General features: G+C 67.6%; 14 protein-coding genes. 8 read left to right on the forward strand and 6 right to left on the reverse strand.

The window, feature by feature from the left end:
- Positions 1 to 107: 107 nt before the first annotated feature.
- The 3 genes from FHT26_RS20820 to FHT26_RS20830 all read right to left on the reverse strand — a co-directional run bounded on the left by FHT26_RS20820 (position 108) and on the right by FHT26_RS20830 (position 7,780).
- On the reverse strand, positions 108 to 5,240 hold the full coding sequence (locus tag FHT26_RS20820; protein ID WP_168562021.1) for a choice-of-anchor D domain-containing protein: 5,133 nt from the start codon (positions 5,238 to 5,240) through the stop codon (positions 108 to 110).
- A gap of 265 nt (positions 5,241 to 5,505) precedes the next feature.
- Entirely contained in the window at positions 5,506 to 7,008 is a 1,503-nt protein-coding gene (gene glpK / locus FHT26_RS20825) for a glycerol kinase GlpK (protein WP_168562022.1), read from the reverse strand.
- Between the two features lie 7 nt (positions 7,009 to 7,015).
- A complete protein-coding gene (locus tag FHT26_RS20830) occupies positions 7,016 to 7,780 on the reverse strand; it encodes a DeoR/GlpR family DNA-binding transcription regulator (RefSeq protein WP_168562023.1) in 765 nt (254 codons plus the stop codon).
- A 185-nt stretch (positions 7,781 to 7,965) separates the two neighbouring features.
- On the opposite strand from FHT26_RS20830, the gene glpD reads away from it, so the two are divergent.
- The 8 genes from glpD (at position 7,966) to FHT26_RS20870 (ending at position 16,990) form a co-directional block, all read left to right on the forward strand.
- Positions 7,966 to 9,612: a glycerol-3-phosphate dehydrogenase gene (gene glpD / locus FHT26_RS20835; protein WP_168562024.1), complete on the forward strand. Its 1,647-nt coding sequence runs from the start codon at positions 7,966 to 7,968 to the stop codon at positions 9,610 to 9,612.
- Complete coding sequence (locus tag FHT26_RS20840; RefSeq protein WP_168562025.1) at positions 9,603 to 10,673, forward strand: ABC transporter ATP-binding protein; 1,071 nt, start codon at positions 9,603 to 9,605, stop codon at positions 10,671 to 10,673. Before glpD ends, FHT26_RS20840 begins: the two co-directional genes overlap by 10 nt.
- A gap of 1 nt (position 10,674) precedes the next feature.
- A complete protein-coding gene (locus tag FHT26_RS20845; RefSeq protein WP_168562026.1) occupies positions 10,675 to 11,823 on the forward strand; it encodes an ABC transporter ATP-binding protein in 1,149 nt (382 codons plus the stop codon).
- On the forward strand, positions 11,820 to 12,710 hold the full coding sequence (locus FHT26_RS20850) for a carbohydrate ABC transporter permease (RefSeq protein WP_168562027.1): 891 nt from the start codon (positions 11,820 to 11,822) through the stop codon (positions 12,708 to 12,710). Before FHT26_RS20845 ends, FHT26_RS20850 begins: the two co-directional genes overlap by 4 nt.
- Entirely contained in the window at positions 12,703 to 13,515 is an 813-nt protein-coding gene (locus FHT26_RS20855) for a carbohydrate ABC transporter permease (RefSeq protein WP_056803669.1), read from the forward strand. The genes FHT26_RS20850 and FHT26_RS20855 overlap by 8 nt, the downstream gene beginning before the upstream one ends.
- Positions 13,515 to 13,823, forward strand: coding sequence for a DUF2160 domain-containing protein (locus FHT26_RS20860; protein ID WP_056803667.1), 309 nt, complete (start codon positions 13,515 to 13,517; stop codon positions 13,821 to 13,823). The genes FHT26_RS20855 and FHT26_RS20860 overlap by 1 nt, the downstream gene beginning before the upstream one ends.
- A gap of 107 nt (positions 13,824 to 13,930) precedes the next feature.
- Entirely contained in the window at positions 13,931 to 15,664 is a 1,734-nt protein-coding gene (locus tag FHT26_RS20865) for an ABC transporter substrate-binding protein (protein ID WP_168562028.1), read from the forward strand.
- Positions 15,665 to 15,838: 174 nt separating this feature from the next.
- Positions 15,839 to 16,990 (forward strand): hypothetical protein, encoded by a 1,152-nt coding sequence (locus FHT26_RS20870; RefSeq protein ID WP_168562029.1) that lies wholly within the window; start codon positions 15,839 to 15,841, stop codon positions 16,988 to 16,990.
- Between the two features lie 306 nt (positions 16,991 to 17,296).
- On the opposite strand, the gene FHT26_RS20875 is transcribed toward FHT26_RS20870, so the two are convergent.
- The 3 genes from FHT26_RS20875 to FHT26_RS20885 are packed head-to-tail and all read right to left on the reverse strand — an operon-like array spanning position 17,297 to position 18,617.
- On the reverse strand, positions 17,297 to 17,770 hold the full coding sequence (locus tag FHT26_RS20875) for a GNAT family N-acetyltransferase (protein ID WP_168562030.1): 474 nt from the start codon (positions 17,768 to 17,770) through the stop codon (positions 17,297 to 17,299).
- A complete protein-coding gene (locus FHT26_RS20880; protein WP_168562031.1) occupies positions 17,767 to 18,081 on the reverse strand; it encodes a hypothetical protein in 315 nt (104 codons plus the stop codon). Before FHT26_RS20880 ends, FHT26_RS20875 begins: the two co-directional genes overlap by 4 nt.
- Positions 18,078 to 18,617, reverse strand: coding sequence for a hypothetical protein (locus tag FHT26_RS20885; protein WP_168562032.1), 540 nt, complete (start codon positions 18,615 to 18,617; stop codon positions 18,078 to 18,080). Before FHT26_RS20885 ends, FHT26_RS20880 begins: the two co-directional genes overlap by 4 nt.
- Between the last annotated feature and the right edge of the window lie 72 nt (positions 18,618 to 18,689).

An 18,689-nucleotide genomic window follows, 5' to 3' on the forward strand; every position in this document is an offset into this window, starting at 1 on the left:
CACCGTGCGGGTCACGGTCTGGCCGGCCGTCTGGGCCTGCGTTGCAACGCTCAACCCGAGCAGCGCCGCCAAGAACGCGGCCCGCATCATCTTGTGCTTCGTCGTGCTCATGTGCACTTCCCCGTCTTGATCGTGCCGCTCACCCCGATCGACGCAGTCGGAAAGTTTGCGCCGGAGATCTTGATGTTCTGGTTCAGCGTTCCGGCGGTGCAGCCGGTGATGAACACGACGCCCACCGTGCACGACGCCCCCGCGCCGAGCTGTGCGCCATCCACGCAGGTGCCGCCCTGTCGCCCGAAGTTCGCCCCGCCGGAAATCGCCGGCCACGTGAAGTTCAACGCCGCAGGCGCTGCGCCGGTGTTGGACACCGTCACCGTCTGCACCGCCGAGGTCTGGTCCATCCCATGGGAGCCGAATGCCAGTGAGGTGGGATTGACCGTCACCGTGGTGTTGCTCGGCGTCGGCAGCACCGTCAGCGTCACCGAGATGGGCGGCACGCTGCCGCCCATCGACGAGGTGCCGGTGATCGTGCCGGTGTAGACGCCGGCCGCTGCGGACGAATCGATCCGGAAGCCGCCGCAGGACGTCGAGGCGCCGCAATTTGCCGTGGTGGGAACCAGTGTCAGCCCAGCCCCGCTGATCGACAGCGTCAAGGTCGTCGCCGTCGGCGCGCTGTTGATGTAGCCCACGTACACCGAGGCCTGCGTCGGTGCCGTCGATGTGGCGCTGACCGAGTTCGATACCGCCGTGAGATTCGGCAGGATGTAGCCCGTGCCCGAGACGCTGAAGCTGTTCGCGTTGAACGATGCCGCACTCATCGTGAGGCCGCTGCCACTGGCGCTGCCGGCACTGCCTGGCGCGAAGCTGACGGTCACCGGGCACGAACCGCCCGGCGCCACGTTGCTGCACGCGCCGGTGTTGACCGCGAAGCCCGCCGGCAGGTTGACGACGGCGCTGTTGGCGGCCCAGTTGTAGGCCACGTTGCCGTCGTTGATCAGGTTCACGCCTTGCGACGCCGAACTGCCGACGGCCACGTTGCCGAAGGCGAGTGCGGTGCTGCTCCAGCGAGGCACCGCGCTCTGCGTGGTCCAGGTGACACCCGTCGAAGCGGGCGCCGTGGTCGCCCCGGCCGGCACGAAGCTCTGCGTCTGGCCGATCCCCGGCACATTGGTCGCCGCGGCGATCACCAGGTTGCAGCTGCCTCCGGTCGCCACCGCGCTGCAGCCATTGCTCGCCACGCTCAGCGGCGCTGCCAGCGCCGGCGAGGCCAGGCTCATCGGCAGGTTGCCGTCGTTGCGGTAGGTGGCTGTCACCGTCTGCGTCCCGCCGCCATACCAGGTTGCAGGCACGACGAGGTTCGCCGCCGAGGTCAGCGTGGCGATCGTGCCGGTGCCGTTGCCCGCCACCGGCAGCGCGAGGTTCACGCCATTCGCGAGGATGATACCGCCGGTGGCCCCGCCCTGCATGCGCGGATACGACCCCTGCACCTGCAGCGTGGCGCCGATGCCGTTGGCGATCGCCGTCGGCTTGAAGCTCACCGTCACCGTGCAGGCCGCGCCCGCCGCGAGGGCGGTGCCGCAGCTGTGCGTCAGCGCAAAGTCCCCCGGCTTCGTGCCGCTCAGCGCGATCGACAGGTTCGCGAGCGTGCCGCCGTTCGTCGCGTTGTTGGTCAGCGTCAAACTCTGCGCAGCGCTCGTCGTGTTCACCGGCACGTTGCCGAACGACAGGCTGCTCACGCTCGGCGTGGTGCTCGCCATCGAGAAGCCATAGCCCTGCTGCACCGTGTAGGTCGTGCCGGTCGCGCCGACCACCTGGTAGCCGATCTGGTCGGTGGCCGTGTAGCTGCCCGCGGTGGCCAGGCCGCCGGTGCCGAAGAAGGTCTGGCACGACGCACCGGGCGCAAGCACCGTGCTGCCCGGCTGGCAGTAGCCGGCCTGTCCCTGCCACGACCACATGCCCCCCGGCCCGGCGGCGGTCGTGTGTGCGGTGATCAGCAGCGACACGCTGCTGTTGTTCTTGATCGTCGGCCAGTCGCCCGAGTCGGACGCCGCACCGATGGTGCTCCACTGCGTCGACACCGGCACGAAGACCAGCGGCGGCGGCGCCACCGTCAGCGACACCGCCTTCGACGCGGCGCTGCCCGCCGGCGACGGCGTCGCACTCAGCGTGCCGCCGTAGGTGCCGGCGGCGGCGCCCGAGGTCAGCACCACCGCGCCGCAGTCGGCGGTGTTCGCCGAGCAGTTGGCCGGGCCGTTCACCGTCATGCCCGCCGGCGCGGCGTATGCGATCGATGCGGCCACCGTCTGGCCGGTGTTGCCCAGCGTGCAACTCATCCACGCCAGCGCCGGCATGGCCGCCGGGCTCGAGGTGTTGCAGGCCGAGAAGGTCAATGCAGCCGGCGTCGCCGCGACGTCGCCCGCCTGCTGCGCCGACTTGGCCACCACAGACTTGCGCAGCAGCCCGATCAACCACGGGCCGGTGAGGTTGTCGTAGGTGTTCGTCGTGGTCGTCGTGAAGCTGTCGCCCCCGCCGCTCACCGTCTCGCTGCTCGACGTGATGTTGCCGAAGGCGTCGATGCCGTTCGCATTGACCTGCGTCGTGCGCGTCACCATCAGCGCGTTGTTCAGGTCGCGCGTGATGCTCGTACTGCTGCTTGTGTAGGTGAACAGCGCGCCACCGGTGGTCGCGAACGACGCGAGGGTGCTGTCGGTCTGGCTCAGCACGACGCCGTTGGCCTGCGTGGCCTTGGTCTGCACCGGCATGCCGATGAACGGGTCGTCCTGCTTGAAGCGGCTCAGCGTGGTGGTGCCGGTGGCTTGGTCGGTCGATTCGATCGTCTCGAAACCCACCGAGCCCAGGCCCTGCTGGTTGCTGCGCAGGCCCTGGTAGCGGTAGTCGGTGCTGAGCCAGCCGCCCTGCCCGTTGGCGACGCGGCGCTGCGCCACCAGCGGCGGGCCGCTGACGGTGTTGCGCAGCGGCCAGGCGACATCCGCGCCGCGCGTGTAGACGCTGGTGTCGTCCATGCGCTTGTAGCTGAACTGCGTCTGGTGGCCCTCGCCGTCGGTCACCGACTCGAGCAGATCGGTGGTGCCGCCGTTGCCGGTCAGCGCCACGTACCAACTGCCCGCGGAGTTGCTCGCGGCGATGTAGTAGGCGCGGTCCGGGATGCCGTCGCCGTTGAAGTCGCCGACGTAGGTGGCCGTCGGAGTGCCCGGTGTAGCCATGGTCCATGCGCGGCAGGCCACGTTGACGCCGCCGCCGTAGGTGGCGCCGAACTGATACGGCGCGCTGTCGCCCATCTGGCAGACCGATGCGCTGCCGGCCGGATCGGCTCGGCCATCGCCGTCGTAATCGCCGACGTTGGCGTCGGAGTACCCGCCGTGCGCGAAGTCACCCAGGATCGGCGAGCACGACCAGGACACGCCGGTCGAGCGGCACACCTTGGCCGAATAGACGCCGTTCAGCGAATGCGAGTCCAGTGCGTCGCTGTAGCTGTCGTACGGGTCGCCGTTCTGGTCGCCCAGGATGGTCGTGCCCGGGTCGGGGATCGGCGGCAGAAAGAAGTCGGTGGCGCCCATCAGCCGGGAGCGCACCAGCCCCTGGTCGGTCGACAGGAACACGCTTGCATCGCTCCAAGCCCCCGACTTCTCGGTGATGAGGAAGTCGGCGCGTCCGTCACCGTTGAAGTCCCCGGTCACCTTCTTGATGGTCGGGCCGCTCTCCCAATCCGTCAGCGTGGCCAGCACGAACTCGGCGGTGTCGTAGGCGATGCAGCCACCGCCGGTGGCCACGCCGGTGCACAACCTGGAGCCGCCCTTGCTGCCGTTCTTGTCGACGGCAAGGATGTCGTCGCGCCCGTCGCCATTGAAGTCGGCCACCGGGCCGCCGAAGCTCGGGCCGGCCCAGTCGCTGCACGAGAAGCCGCTGCCGGTCGAAAGACACACGCTCCAGGTGGATGAGCCCACGACGGGAATCCATGCGATGTCCATGCGGCCGTCGCCATTGAAATCGCCCTGCGCCACCCCGCGATCGCCGTTGGCCGGTCCGGCCCACGACTGGCATGTGAAGGTCGTGCGCCGCGACAGGCACACGCGCCAGTTGCCGTTGCCATCCGAGCGCGCCAGGTCGACCGCGCCATCGCCGTCGAAGTCGCCCATCAGCACCTGCGTCTGCACCTGCTGCGTCTTGCTGCCGAGCTTCTGGTTCACCGGCATCAGTTCCTGCAGCTGCGGCACCGGGCCGCCCCAGTTGCCGCTGCCGGCAGCCGCAAAGGTCTCCGCCGCGGGGTCGCGCACCGTCCACGCGAAGCGCGTTGCGGGCAGGCAATTGCCCGCGCTGTCGCAATCGCTGATCGCATCAACCAAGCTGCGACCGTTGATCGGGTTGGTCTTGTAGGCCACGCGGTAGTCGCGCACCAGCGTGCCGCCGCTGCCGTCGGCCGCGGTGTCGACGCGCGTCTGGATCGCCGTCAGCCGCTGCGTGCGGCTCAGCAGGTTGCCGGCGACATAGCCTTGCCACGGGTCGGGCCGGGTCTCGTAGACGAAGTTGACCGCGTTGTACGGTAGCAGCCCGGTGCTGTCGTTGCCGGTGTAGCGGATGCGCGTCGGCACCATCTCGCCAAGCGCGCTGTTCTTCGCGTAGCTGATGGTGGAATAGCTGCCGCGCCGGTCCTGCGAGCGCGACAGCGCCCAGCGCAGGTTGCGCGTGCCGCCTTGCACGTCGAAGGTGGCGTCGGCCGTGCCGCCGTAGGTCATCACCTGCCCGGACTTCAGGTAGACCCTCCAGGAATCAGGGCCCTTCGCCGCGTCGGTGATGGTCGGCACGATCTTGCTGAAGCCGTCGATGCGCGTGCGGTACTCGGTGCCGTTCGAGCCGGTCGCCGGCAGCAGCCGCTGGCCGTCCAGGCAGAACTGGTCGTTCGCATCGAGCGACACCGCCGTGCGCACCTTGTCGATCGCCAGCGTCTTGCCGCAGCGCGCAATGCTCGACTGACCGCCCACGGCCCAGCCGCGCCCGAGCGTGCCCATGCCGGACTGGCTCGAATAGTTCAGCGACACGCCGGGCGCCATGCCCGCCGTGCCCGGCGGCACCGCGATCGACACCGAGTATGTCGCCGCACCGGCGCCCACCGAGGCCCGTCCGGCGAGGCTGCCGGACACCGCACCCGACAGGTTCGGCGGCTGGATCGTCACGGCGGTCTGCGCGAGCGCCATCGTCGGAATGCAGACGAGAGCGAGCACCGAGGCCGCCACTGCGACGGCCGTGCGTGGCCGCGCCACGGCCACATGACGTGAATGATTCAAGGATTTCCCCCAATGAGCTTCAAGCACCACGCCATGCGCATCGATCGTGCGACTTTGGCTGTGCCGCGCAACCGTCGGTGCGTCAGCAGTGGGAGTGCACGTTATGAACGGCGCAAGGGCTCGTCAAGACACTCCGATGGGGGTGTTGCGAATCAGCGAACGGGCCATTCGCTGCATTCAATCTCCACAATGTCCTGCCAACTCACCCCACCACCGTCTGCCGCACCGCGTGCTCCCACTCGCCCATCAAGGCCTGCGCGCGCTCGCGCGACATCGTCGGGTGGAAGGTGCGTTCGACCTGCCACTGGCGTTCCAGCTCGCCGAGCCCGCTGTAGACGCCGCACGACAGCCCGGCCAGCGAGGCCGCGCCGAGCGCCGTCGTCTCGATCACCTTCGGCCGCACCACCGCGATGCCCAGCAGGTCGGCCTGGAACTGCATCAGCAGGTTGTTGACGCAGGCGCCGCCGTCGACGCGCAGCTCGCTGACCGGCGCGCCGCCCGCGGCCACCGCGTCGCGTCCCATCGCCTGCAGCAGCGCCGCGCTCTGGAACGCGATGCTCTCCAGCGCCGCGCGAGCGATGTGCGCCACCGTGGTGCCGCGCGTCAGCCCGACGATCGCGCCGCGCGCATCGGCCTTCCAGTACGGCGCGCCCAGGCCGGTGAAGGCCGGCACGAACATCACGCCACCGGCATCGGGCACGCTCTCGGCAAGCGACTGCACCTCGCTGCTCGCCTTGATCGCGTTCAGCCCGTCGCGCAGCCACTGCACCACCGCGCCGCCGATGAAGACGCTGCCTTCGAGCGCGAACTCGGCCTGCGCCGTCGGTTGCGCCGCGCTGGTGGTGATCAGCCCGTTGGTCGAAGTCTGGAACTGCGCGCCGGTGTGCGTCAGCATGAAGCAGCCGGTGCCGTAGGTGTTCTTCGCGAGCCCGGCGCGGAAGCAGGCCTGGCCAAACAACGCACTCTGCTGGTCGCCGGCCACGCCGCCGATCGGCAGCGACGCGCCGAGCAACTCGGCCTTCGTGTGGCCGTACACGTGGCTGGACGGGAACACCTGCGGCAGCACCTCGCGCGGCACGTCGAGCAGTTGCAGCAGCTCGTCGTCCCACGCATTGCGGCGCACGTCCAGCAGCAGCGTGCGCGACGCGTTGCTGACGTCGGTGGCATGCACCGCGCCGCCGGTCAGGTGCCACATCAGCCACGAGTCGACGGTGCCGAAGGCCAGCTCGCCGCGCGACGCCGCCTCGCGCGCGCCGCCCACGTGGTCGAGGATCCACTTCAGCTTGGTGCCCGAGAAGTAGGCATCGATGATCAGCCCGGTCTTCTCGCGAAAGGTGCCCTCGAGCCCGCGCTCGCGCAGCGCGGCGCAGGTCGGCTCGGCGCGGCGGTCCTGCCAGACGATCGCGTTGTACAGCGGCTCGCCGGTGCGGCGGTTCCACACCACCGTGGTCTCGCGCTGGTTGGTGATGCCTATCGATGCGATGTCGCGCGCGGCGATGCCGGCCTTCGCCAGCACCTCCTTCGCGGTCGCGAGCTGCGACCGCCAGATCTCCATCGGATCGTGCTCGACCCACCCCGGCTGCGGGTAGATCTGGCGGAACTCGCGCTGCGCCATCGCGACGATGCCGCCGGCGCGGTCGAACACGATGCTGCGTGAACTGGAGGTGCCCTGGTCGAGGGCCAGCAGGTAGGTCGGTGTGCTCATGGACGGATCATGTCGCGACTTCGCACTGGACTCCAGCGTCGGCCAGCAATGAAGGGAAGGGCTCCGGCGGCGCCTGGTCGGTGAACAGCGCATCGATCTCGGCGAAGCCCGCCACCTGCACCATCGCCGGCCGGTTGAACTTGCTGTGGTCGGCGGCCACCCACACCTGGCGCGACTGCTCGATGATCGCGCGCGCCACCTTCACCTCGCGGAAATCGAAGTCGCGCAGCGTGCCGTCGCTCTCGATGCCCGAGATGCCGATCAGCCCGATGTCGACCTTGAACTGCTTGATGAAATCGACCGTCGCCTCGCCGACGATGCCGCGGTCGCGCGAGCGCACCACGCCGCCGGCGACGATCACCTCGCAGTCGGGGTTGTCCGACAGGATCGCCGCGACGTTCAGGTTGTTGGTGATCACCCGCAGCCCCTTGTGCCGCATCAGCTCGCGCGCGATCGCCTCGGTGGTGGTGCCGATGTTCAGGATCAGCGAGCAGCCTTCCGGCACGCCCTGCGCGACGCTGCGCGCGATGCGCTGCTTGGCCTGCTCGTTGAGCTGCTGGCGCTGCCGGTACGCGATGTTCTCGGTGGTCGAACTCGGCAGCCGCACGCCGCCATGGAAGCGCGACAGCAGCCCGGCATCGGACAGCAGCTTCACGTCGCGCCGCACCGTCTGCAGCGTCACGCCGAACTGCTCCGACAGCGCCTCCACCGTCGCCGTGCCGCGCGCGCGCACCTCGTCGAGCAGCAGCGATTGGCGCGGGTTCGGGGTCATGGCGGCGGAGGGTACCGAAAGCCCGAACGAAAACAGATGCTGGATTCCCTGGGTTGCATTGCTTTCGTTTTTCGCATAAAACGAAAAAAGAAGATCAGAAACGAACCGAATCGAACAGATCGTCGAACAACAACGCCGGACCGCCCCTTTGCGGTCGGCCAAACGTCGATGGGCCAGGAGACAGAGTGTTGAACCAAGCGTTGCCGGGTGAAGTGGACGTGCTCGTCGTGGGCGGCGGCATCAATGGTGCCGGCATTGCGCGCGACCTGGCAGGCCGCGGCGTGCGGGTGCTGATGTGCGAGAAGGACGACCTGGCGCAGCACACCTCGTCGGCGTCGACCAAGCTGATCCACGGCGGCCTGCGCTACCTGGAGTACTACGAGTTCTCGCTGGTGCGCAAGGCGCTGGCCGAGCGCGAGGTGCTGCTGAAGGGTGCCCCGCACATCATGTGGCCGCTGCGCTTCGTGATGCCGCACGACGCCAGCATGCGGCCGGTGTGGATGATCCGCGCCGGGCTGTTCCTGTACGACCACCTGGCCAAGCGCGAAGTGCTGGCCGGGTCGCGCACGGTGTCGCTGCGCGAACACCCGGCCGGCGCACCGCTGAAGCCGCAGTACACGCGCGGCTTCGTCTACTCCGACGGCTGGGTCGACGACGCGCGGCTGGTGGTGCTGAACGCCCGCGACGCCGCCGACCGCGGTGCGACGGTGTTGACGCGCTGGCGCTGCATCGATGCGCAACGCGGAGGCACCGCCTGGCGCGTCACGCTGCAGGCCGGCGACGGCCGCACGCACACGCTGACCGCGCGCGCACTGGTCAACGCGGCCGGCCCGTGGGCCGCGCAGTTCCTCGCCGAAGGCACGCATGCGCCGCGCGCCCGCTCGCTGCGCCTGGTGAAAGGCAGCCACATCGTCGTGCGCAAGCTGTTCGACCACGACCATGCCTACATCTTCCAGAACCCGGACCGCCGCATCATCTTCGCGATCCCGTACCAGGACGGCGAGTTCACGCTGATCGGCACCACCGATGTCGAGCACCACGGCGCGATCGGCGACGCCCGCATCGACGACGGCGAGATCGCCTACCTGTGCGAACAGGCGAGCCGCTATTTCGCGAAACCGGTCGTGCCGGCCGACGTGGTGTGGACGTATTCCGGCGTGCGGCCGCTGCTGGACGACGAGTCGGGCGATCCGTCGGCCGTCACTCGCGATTACTCGCTCGAGTTGAGCCTCACGCAAGCGAGCGCCCCGAGCGCCGGGCCGCCCCAAGCTCGGGGCGAGCCCCCTCGGGAGGCGGGCGCGCAGCGACCGGGGGCTCCACTTCTTTCGGTGTGGGGCGGCAAGATCACCACCTTCCGCAAGCTGGCCGAGGAAGCGGCCGACCTGCTGGCCGCGCCGCTCGGCACCGCCCGCGGCGCATGGACGGCCGGCGCCTTCCTGCCCGGCGGCGACCTCAGCGTATGGATCGGCGACCCGCAGCGGCCCGACACCGACTTCGCGCGCTTCGAGCAGGCCTTTGCGCTGCGCCACCCGCAGCTGTCGGCGGCGATGCGCCACCGGCTCGCGCGCTGCTATGGCTCGCGCGTGCAGGAGCTGCTGGCCGACGGTGCCGGCGCCGAGGTGGTGCCCGGGCTGCACGAGGCCGAACTGAACTACCTGCACGACCACGAATGGGCGCGAGAGCCCGACGACGTGCTGTGGCGGCGCACCAAGCTCGGCCTGCACCTGACACCGGCCCAGCGCGAACAGGTGGCCCGCTGGTGCGCCCAACACTGGCACGGCACGCCCGGCGCGGCACCGCAGACGAGACCTTCGGAGACCTCATGGAATTGACGCTGGAGCGCATCGGCAAGCAGGTCGGTGCGCAGACCCACCTCTACCCGCTGGACCTGACCCTGGTCCCGCGTGCGGTGACCGTGCTGCTCGGCGCGACGCAGGCCGGCAAGACCTCGCTGATGCGCCTGATGGCGGGGCTGGACACGCCGACGCAAGGCCGCGTGCTGGCCGATGGCCGCGACGTGACCGGCCTGCCGGTGCGCGAGCGCAACGTGTCGATGGTCTACCAGCAGTTCATCAACTACCCGTCGATGACGGTGGCCGACAACATCGCGTCGCCGCTGAAGTTGCGCGGCGAAAAAGGGATTGCCGAACGCGTGCAGGAGCTCGCGAAGCGGCTGCACATCGAACCCTTCCTGAAGCGGCTGCCGGCCGAGCTGTCGGGCGGCCAGCAGCAGCGCGTGGCGCTGGCGCGGGCGCTGGCGAAGAAGGCGCCGCTGATGCTGCTCGACGAGCCGCTGGTGAACCTGGACTACAAGCTGCGCGAGGAACTGCGCGACGAGTTGTCGCAGCTGTTCGCGGCCGGCGAATCGACCGTCGTCTACGCGACCACCGAGCCGACCGAAGCACTGCTGCTCGGCGGCTACACCGCGGTGATGGATGCCGGCGAGCTGCTGCAGTACGGCCCGACCGCCGAGGTGTTCCACCGCCCGCAGTCGATCCGCGTCGCGCGCGCCTTCAGCGACCCGCCGATGAACCTGGTCGAGGGCACGCACGCGAGCATCGGCATCAGCCTGCAGGCGGGCGTGAACCTGTCGGTGCCGCTGCCGGCGTCGAGCACGCCGGCGCTGACGATCGGCATCCGCGCCAGTGCATTGCGCGTGCGCCAGCGCGACGGCGACATCGCGTTGAGCGGCAAGGTCGAGCTGGCCGAAATCTCCGGATCGGACACCTTCGTGCACGTCGACACACCGATCGGCGAGCTGGTGGCGCAGCTGACCGGGGTGCACCAGTTCACGCTCGGCGAGGCGGTGACGCTGTACCTGAACGCGGCGCAGGTGCATGTGTTCGATTCGGCGGGCAAGCTGCTCGTCGCCCCGCATCGGGAAGGCATCTGACATGGCCCGAATCGATCTCGACCTGGCGCATGCCTACAAGCCGAACCCGCAGCGCGATGAAGACTATGCGCTGCTGCCGCTGAAGATGACGTTCAACGACGGCGGCGCCTACGCGCTGCTCGGCCCGTCGGGCTGCGGCAAGACGACGCTGCTGAACATCATCTCGGGCCTGGTGACGCCGTCGCAGGGCACGGTGAAGTTCGGCGGGCAGGACGTCACCGGCCAGACGCCGCAGCAGCGCAACATCGCGCAGGTGTTCCAGTTCCCGGTCATCTACGACACGATGACCGTCGGTGAGAACCTGGCGTTCCCGCTGCTGAATCGACGAAAGAGCCAGCGTGGCCTCACACCCGACCGCATCCGCCAGCGCGTCGGCCAGATCGCCGAGATGCTGGAGATGAGCGGACAGCTGAACACGCGCGCGGCCGGGCTGTCGGCCGATGCGAAGCAGAAGATCTCGCTCGGCCGCGGGCTGGTGCGCGAGGACGTGTCGGCGGTGCTGTTCGACGAACCGCTGACGGTGATCGACCCGCACCTGAAATGGCAGCTGCGTCGCAAGCTGAAGCAGATCCATCACGAGCTGAAGCTGACGCTGGTCTACGTGACGCACGACCAGGTCGAGGCGTTGACCTTCGCCGACCAGGTGGTGGTGATGACGCGCGGCCGCGCGGTGCAGGTGGGCAGCGCGTCGGCGCTGTTCGAGCGGCCGCAGCACCGCTTCGTCGGCCACTTCATCGGCTCGCCGGGGATGAACTTCCTGCCGGTGCGCTGGGCCGGCCAGGGCCTCGACGTGGCCGGCCGCGTGCTGCCGATGGCCCGCAACCCGCTGCACGGCGAAGGCAGCTTCGCGCTCGGCGTGCGGCCGGAGTACGTGACGCTGGCCGCGCCCGAGGCCGCCGGCGCCGTGCCGGCCACCGTGACGCAGGCGCAAGACATCGGCACCTACTGGCTCCTCGGTGCGCGCCTCGGCGCGGGGTCGGGTGCCGACGGCGGCGAGCAGACGATCCGCGCCCGCCTGTCGCCCGACCAGCGCATCCCGCGCGCCGGCGATACGGTGTGGCTGTCGCTCGTCGGGCCACACACCTGCTATTACCGAGACGACGTGCTGATCGACAACGTCAGCGATTCTTCCGTGGAGGTGGCGGCATGAAGCCGGTCAACCAGAAAGCCTGGCTGCTGATCCTGCCGGTGGTGCTGTGCGTGGCGTTCTCGGCGGTGCTGCCGCTGATGACCGTCGTGAACTATTCGGTGCAGGACATCATCTCGCCCGAGCGGCGCGTGTTCGTCGGCACCGAATGGTTCAAGTCGGTGATGCGCGACGAAGACCTGCAGGGCGCGCTGCTGCGCCAGATCGGCTTCTCGCTGGCGGTGCTGCTGGTGGAGATCCCGCTGGGCATCGGCCTGGCGCTGTCGATGCCGGCCAAGGGCGCGCGTTCGTCCGCGGTGCTGGTGCTGGTGGCGATCTCGCTGCTGATCCCGTGGAACGTGGTCGGCACCATCTGGCAGATCTACGGCCGCACCGACATCGGGTTGATGGGCGCCGCGCTCGCGAAGCTCGGCATCGACTACAGCTACACCGGCAATGCGACCGACGCCTGGTTCACCGTGCTGCTGATGGACGTGTGGCACTGGACGCCGCTGGTGGCGCTGCTGTGCTTCGCCGGGCTGCGCGCGATCCCGGATGCCTACTACCAGGCCGCGCGCATCGACGGCGCCAGCAAGTTCGCGGTGTTCCGCTTCATCCAGCTGCCCAAGCTGCGCGGTGTGCTGATGATCGCGGTGCTGCTGCGCTTCATGGACAGCTTCATGATCTACACCGAACCCTTCGTGCTGACCGGCGGCGGGCCGGGCAACGCGACCACCTTCCTGAGCCAGTACCTGACGCAGAAGGCGGTCGGCCAGTTCGACCTCGGCCCGGCGGCGGCCTTCTCGCTGATCTACTTCCTGATCATCCTGCTGCTGTGCTTCATCCTCTACAACTGGATGCAGCGCGTCGGCCAGGATGCCGCGACGACCGAGGGAGCCGCCCATGGATGAGCGCCGTTTCAAGAAGCGGGTGGTCTTCCTGCTGCTGTACCTGGTGTTCGCGATCCTGCCGGTGTACTGGATGGTGAACATGTCGTTCAAGACGAACGAGGAGATCCTGTCCTCGTTCAGCCTGTGGCCGCAGCATTTCACGATCGACCACTACGTCACGATCTTCACCGACGAGTCCTGGTACTCGGGCTACATCAACTCGATGATCTACGTGGCCATCAACACGGTGATCTCGCTGCTGGTGGCGCTGCCGGCGGCGTATGCGTTCTCGCGCTACAGCTTCCTCGGCGACAAACATGTGTTCTTCTGGCTGCTGACCAACCGCATGACGCCGCCGGCGGTGTTCCTGCTGCCGTTCTTCCAGCTGTACACGACGCTCGGGCTGATGGACACGCACATCGCGGTGGCGCTGGCGCACCTGCTGTTCAACGTGCCGCTGGCGGTGTGGATCCTCGAGGGCTTCATGAGCGGCATCCCGCGCGAGATCGACGAGACGGCCTACATCGACGGCTATTCGTTCCCGCGCTTCTTCCTGACGATCTACATCCCGCTGATCAAGGCCGGGGTCGGCGTGGCGGCGTTCTTCTGCTTCATGTTCAGCTGGGTCGAGCTGCTGATGGCGCGCACGCTGACCAGCGTCAACGCGAAGCCGATCGTCGCGGTGATGACGCGCACGGTGAGTGCCTCGGGCATGGACTGGGGCGTGCTGGCCGCGGCCGGCGTGCTGACCATCGTGCCGGGCGCGATCGTGATCTGGTTCGTGCGGCACTACATCGCCAAAGGTTTTGCCATGGGGAGGGTGTGATGTTCGAGTGGATGGCATGGACGACACCGGTGGCGGTGTTCTTCGTCTGCATCGTGCTGATGCTGGCCGGCATGACGGTGTGGGAGCTGAAGTCGCCCACCACGCTGCGCCGCGGCTTCCTGCCGATGGCGACGACGCGCGGCGACCGGCTCTTCATCGGGCTGCTGAGCGCGGCGTACGTGAACCTGGCCTTCGTCGCGCTGAGCGAGAAGATGGTCGGCTGGTTCGGGCTGGCGGAGGAACCGTCGATCTGGATCAGCTTCGGCGTCTCGATGGCCTTGCTGGCGCTCGTGATGCGCAAGGGTTGATGAGCTGGCGCAAAAGCTGAAGCTCCCTTTCTGTTTGAAAAGGCCGCCGGTGATTCTTCCCAGCCGGCGCGTCGAGTGAACCCCGGGAAGTACCAGAGGAGACAGACATGAAGTTGCGCTTGAACGCCGTGGCGTTTGCCGCCGTCGCGCTGGCACTGGGCCACAGCGCCTGGGCCGGCGAGGCCGAGGCGAAGAAATGGATCGATGCCGAGTTCCAGCCTTCGACGCTGAACAAGGACCAGCAGATGGCCGAGATGAAGTGGTTCATCGACGCCGCGAAGAAGCTGCAGGCCAAGGGCGTCAAGGAGGTCTCGGTGGTGTCGGAGACGCTGACGACGCACGAGTACGAATCGAAGACGCTGGCCAAGGCCTTCGAGGAGATCACCGGCATCAAGGTGAAGCACGACCTGATCCAGGAAGGCGACGTGGTCGAGAAGCTGCAGACCTCGATGCAGTCGGGCAAGTCGATCTACGACGGCTGGATTTCGGATTCGGACCTGATCGGCACGCACTACCGCTACGGCAAGATCATGAACCTGACCGACTACATGTCGGGCAAGGGCAAGGAGTTCACGAACCCCGGCATCGACCTGAAGGACTTCATCGGCACGAGCTTCACGACCGCGCCGGACAAGAAGTTGTACCAGCTGCCCGACCAGCAGTTCGCGAACCTGTACTGGTTCCGCGCCGACCTGTTTGCACGCCAGGACCTGAAGGACAAGTTCAAGGCCAAGTACGGCTATGACCTGGGCGTGCCGCTGAACTGGAGCGCCTACGAAGACATCGCCGCGTTCTTCAGCGAAGACGTGAAGACCATCGACGGCAAGCCGATCTACGGCCACATGGACTACGGCAAGAAGGATCCGTCGCTCGGCTGGCGCTTCACCGATGCGTGGCTGTCGATGGCCGGCACGGCCGACATCGGCATCCCGAACGGCATGCCGGTGGACGAGTGGGGCATTCGCGCGTCGGCCGATGGCTGCACGCCGCTGGGCGCGAGCGTCTCGCGCGGCGGTGCGACCAACTCGCCGGCGGCGGTTTATGCGCTGACGAAATACGTCGACTGGATGAAGAAGTACGCCCCGAAGGAAGCCACCGGCATGACCTTCGGCGAAGCCGGCCCGGTGCCGGCACAGGGGCAGATCGCGCAGCAGATCTTCTGGTACACCGCGTTCACCGCCGACATGGTGAAGCCGGGGCTGCCGGTGGTGAATGCCGACGGCACGCCGAAGTGGCGCATGGCCCCTGGCCCGAACGGCCCGTACTGGAAGCAGGGCATGCAGAACGGCTACCAGGACGTCGGCTCGTGGACCTTCTTCGAAGGGCATGACGCGAACAAGGTGGCGGCCGCGTGGCTGTATGCGCAGTTCGTGACGGCGAAGACGACCTCGCTGAAGAAGTCGATCACCGGGCTGACCTTCATTCGCGACAGCGACATCCGCAGCGACTACTTCACGCAGAACGCGAACAAGTACGGCGGCCTGATCGAGTTCTACCGCAGCCCGGCGCGCGTCGCGTGGACGCCGACCGGCACCAACGTGCCCGACTACCCGAAGCTGGCGCAACTGTGGTGGAAGAACGTGGCAGTGGCGGTGACCGGCGAGAAGACGCCGCAGGCCGCCATGGACAACCTGGCCGAGGAAATGGACCAGGTGATGTCACGGCTGGAGCGCGCCGGGATGGCACGCTGCGCACCGAAGCTGAACCCGAAGGGCGACCCGAACAAGTGGCTGAGCGACAAGGGCGCGCCGTGGAAGAAGCTGGCGAACGAGAAGCCGAAGGGCGAGACGATCGCTTATGACACGCTGTTGAATGCGTGGAAGGCGGGGAAGGTTCGCTGAGCTTTCTCCGGGCTGTCCAGCGCTCGCCGGGGGCACGGTTTCCTTCCGTACCACCGGCGAGGCTGCTGCGGCCAAGGGCCTGCGGCAGGCTCAGCGAGCGCGGTCTACCCTGGCCCGCCGACTCCACGACGAAGTCGCTCCGCCGAGGATTGCGCGTAGGGTCTCGTCATCCCGTTGAAGGTCGATCGTCGAATACAGAGTGATCTGAGAGTTCGACTTCACGGACGGGATGGCCCGCGTCCGGCGGCGCCTGGTGCATTTGCGCACTTCCGCGCCGCACTGGAGTCCCGGTGGCCGGATGCCGCAGCCGACCGGGCCCTGCCGGAGGGCCTTGAGCCGCCCGCCGACGGCGATGCCGTCTGGGCACTGGCCGTCGACCCATCGCGGGCGGGAGAGAACCTGTGGCGGCACATCGGAGGAGCCGCAGCTCAGGCCGGTCTGCACGTCCTCGATCCACAGGCCGGCGTGCTGCTCCGGCGCGACAGCGTACTCGTCGACATAAGTGGCGCAAGCCGCGCGCTGCGCACTCCGATGCCTTGGCCCACCGAGGAGCCGCGTGCGCCGCAACTCACCGAGAAGGAAGCGCAGCTCCTCGTCGAGGCCGCGGCCGCGAACTGCTTCGGCTCACAGGGGTTTTCGATCAGCGTGGACGGGCAGTGGCTGCAACTCGTGCGCGAGACGGACAGCGTGCGTCAGTGCATCGAGCTGACGGTGAGCCAGAGCGGGCGCGAGAAGGGCACGATGATGCTGCACCTCGGCATGCGCTTCCATTGCCCGAAGGTACGCGAGGTCTGGACGCGGCATTTCCACGACCAGGTCTCTGCGCACGTCGCAGCCGTGATGCGCCGGCCTGCGCCAGAGTTCAGCGCTTCCGCGGACCAGTTCGAGGACGATCCGGGGCCGCTGTCCGTGGCGCTGGGCGGACGCAAGTTCACACGAGCTCAGACCAGCGACCAACTCATTGCCTGGGTCAGCCAAGTCTCGAACTGGTTCGACACGGTGGGTCGGGGCGTGTTTGAGCAGACCACGACGGTGACCGGCCTCGCCCACTACGCGCTCAACGCGCAGCAGATGCACTGGCTGCTATTGAACAACAACCTCGCGATCGAAGAGATCTTCAGCCGTCTCGTGCTCGCCAGCGCTTTTCAGCCACAGAGGCTCGACGAATGGCTCGCCGCTCTGCGCGACCATCGGCATCGCAAGGGGCGTGACCCGCTGTTCGGCAAGGATCTCTTTGTGCCGGACCGCTCTGCGGTTTTCGAGGCTCTCGCAGCCTGGGTAGCCAGCACGGACTTCGAGCCCGAGGTGCACGGCCTCAAAGCCTGACGCGCGTTTCGTGGCCCGTGCACCTGACTTGATGCCTTGCCTTGCACGGCAGACCGGGTCGGTATCAAGCGTGGGGCTGCAATTGTCGCCAAGGGGCCGAGGCCGCTGTCCAGCGGTCGCCATGGCGACTGTCGACTTCCGGGCACTCAATCCGGCGCGATCACGCCCCGTCCGCTCGGACGCGACCGAAAGGAAACAAGGTCCGAGGACCTCGACTGAACCCCAACGCATCAAGCCCCAATAGCCCACCCCAGATGCCCTCCCTCGCTCTTCAGATTGCCCACTTCGTCGTGCTTGCATCGCAGCTCATCGAGGTTTCTGGTCGAGCGTTGCCGGTTCATGGCAGCGCAGGATCATTTCGTCGGCGTAAGGCTTGAAGCCAAGTGACCTGTACAGGTGAGCGCCCTCGGCCGAAGCCGCCAGGTTGAACACGCGGATGCCGGATTCGGTGCAGGTTGCCATCACCTCGCCGACGAGCGCCTTGGCGATGCCTCGCATACGCCACTGAGCGTCAGTGAACACGTTCACGATGCGGGCACGTGTGCCGGACGCCTCACCGCGGGTGGGTCCCCAGTCGAGCAGAACGGCGCCGGCACCACCTACAACGCGCCCTGCCGCTTCTGCAACGAACCCGATGTAGGTGCCGCGCTCGATGCGCATCGGAAGCCAGGCCGCGTACGCGTCGACGTCATATTCAGGCTCGCTCCGGTGGTAGCGATGCCGGGCGATGCCCGGGGCATCATCGGCGCGGACTGCGCGCAGAGTCCATTCCTTCGTCATCGTTCGACGCATGATGCATCGCGATGGATCGCCAGCCACCGGAAGTAGACCCCCGCCGTCAATGCGAACAGGGCATACGGCGGCAGGAGAGTGAACTGGCCATACAGCATCATCTCTGCCCCGGGGAAGCCGATGACGCCACCGACCAGAAGCAGGATCAGGCCGCACAAGCCGAACGCCGCCCGCGAGAAGCGCGGGTACTTTGGCGGCACCACCATCGGAAGCCATGCCGGCGCGAAAAGCAGCCCGCCATCCCGCGACAGAGGTGGCGGCGCTGACGGCCGGCACCCGAAGGTCATGTCAACACTCATGGAATAGAACTCCTTCGAACTGCAAGGCCGCTGCGCGACAGAGTCAAGCACTCTGAAAGCACGGCAGTGCTGCTTCGTCGGAACGACCGGTCGTGGATGCCCGCGCGCACACCGCAGGCGAACTGGTCGTTGCACGCCGCGTTGGCGTGAATGTCGATGGTCCTGGCCTTGACCTCGACTGTTAGCTCGCAGAGCGGCGCTCCTCGCTCTCGCATCGCGTCGGCGTCCTCGTCCGGCAACAGGGTGAGGACCTCGCGCTTTCCCTTCCTGGTGGCGTCCAAGCGTCCGGTGGCTTGGCACACATGGCCGTAGTCGCCCACGACGAGCAGATCGAATTCGTAGGTGGAATCGGAGTCGCTTCGGATCCCAAAGTGATCCACCACAGAAGTGAGTTCATCCGGTGCAGTGGACGTATTGCCTCGCACGCTGATGTCATGCGTCTGGACGTAGCAGCCCTCGATGGGCCCCGCAGTCGCAATGCCGATAGATCCCATCGCCAATGTTGATGCGAGTAGCAGAGTGAGGGGAAACCGCATTCGCCTCCCGGGTATGTTGTTGTCGTTTGTTGGAAGCCGCATGGTGCCACCGATCCAGGCGCTCTCTTCATC

It is taken from the genome of Rhizobacter sp. SG703, from assembly GCF_012275445.1.
GTDB lineage: Bacteria > Pseudomonadota > Gammaproteobacteria > Burkholderiales > Burkholderiaceae_C > Rhizobacter.

Bases quoted from the DNA above. Each gene is read 5' to 3' on its own strand.
- glpK (WP_168562022.1), bottom strand. From the start codon at position 7,008: ATGAGCACACCGACCTACCTGCTGGCCCTCGACCAGGGCACCTCCAGT.
- FHT26_RS20830 (WP_168562023.1), bottom strand. From the start codon at position 7,780: ATGACCCCGAACCCGCGCCAATCGCTGCTGCTCGACGAGGTGCGCGCG.
- FHT26_RS20840 (WP_168562025.1), top strand. From the start codon at position 9,603: ATGGAATTGACGCTGGAGCGCATCGGCAAGCAGGTCGGTGCGCAGACC.
- FHT26_RS20845 (WP_168562026.1), top strand. From the start codon at position 10,675: ATGGCCCGAATCGATCTCGACCTGGCGCATGCCTACAAGCCGAACCCG.
- FHT26_RS20850 (WP_168562027.1), top strand. From the start codon at position 11,820: ATGAAGCCGGTCAACCAGAAAGCCTGGCTGCTGATCCTGCCGGTGGTG.
- FHT26_RS20855 (WP_056803669.1), top strand. From the start codon at position 12,703: ATGGATGAGCGCCGTTTCAAGAAGCGGGTGGTCTTCCTGCTGCTGTAC.
- FHT26_RS20860 (WP_056803667.1), top strand. From the start codon at position 13,515: ATGTTCGAGTGGATGGCATGGACGACACCGGTGGCGGTGTTCTTCGTC.
- FHT26_RS20865 (WP_168562028.1), top strand. From the start codon at position 13,931: ATGAAGTTGCGCTTGAACGCCGTGGCGTTTGCCGCCGTCGCGCTGGCA.
- FHT26_RS20875 (WP_168562030.1), bottom strand. From the start codon at position 17,770: ATGACGAAGGAATGGACTCTGCGCGCAGTCCGCGCCGATGATGCCCCG.
- FHT26_RS20880 (WP_168562031.1), bottom strand. From the start codon at position 18,081: ATGAGTGTTGACATGACCTTCGGGTGCCGGCCGTCAGCGCCGCCACCT.
- FHT26_RS20885 (WP_168562032.1), bottom strand. From the start codon at position 18,617: ATGCGGTTTCCCCTCACTCTGCTACTCGCATCAACATTGGCGATGGGA.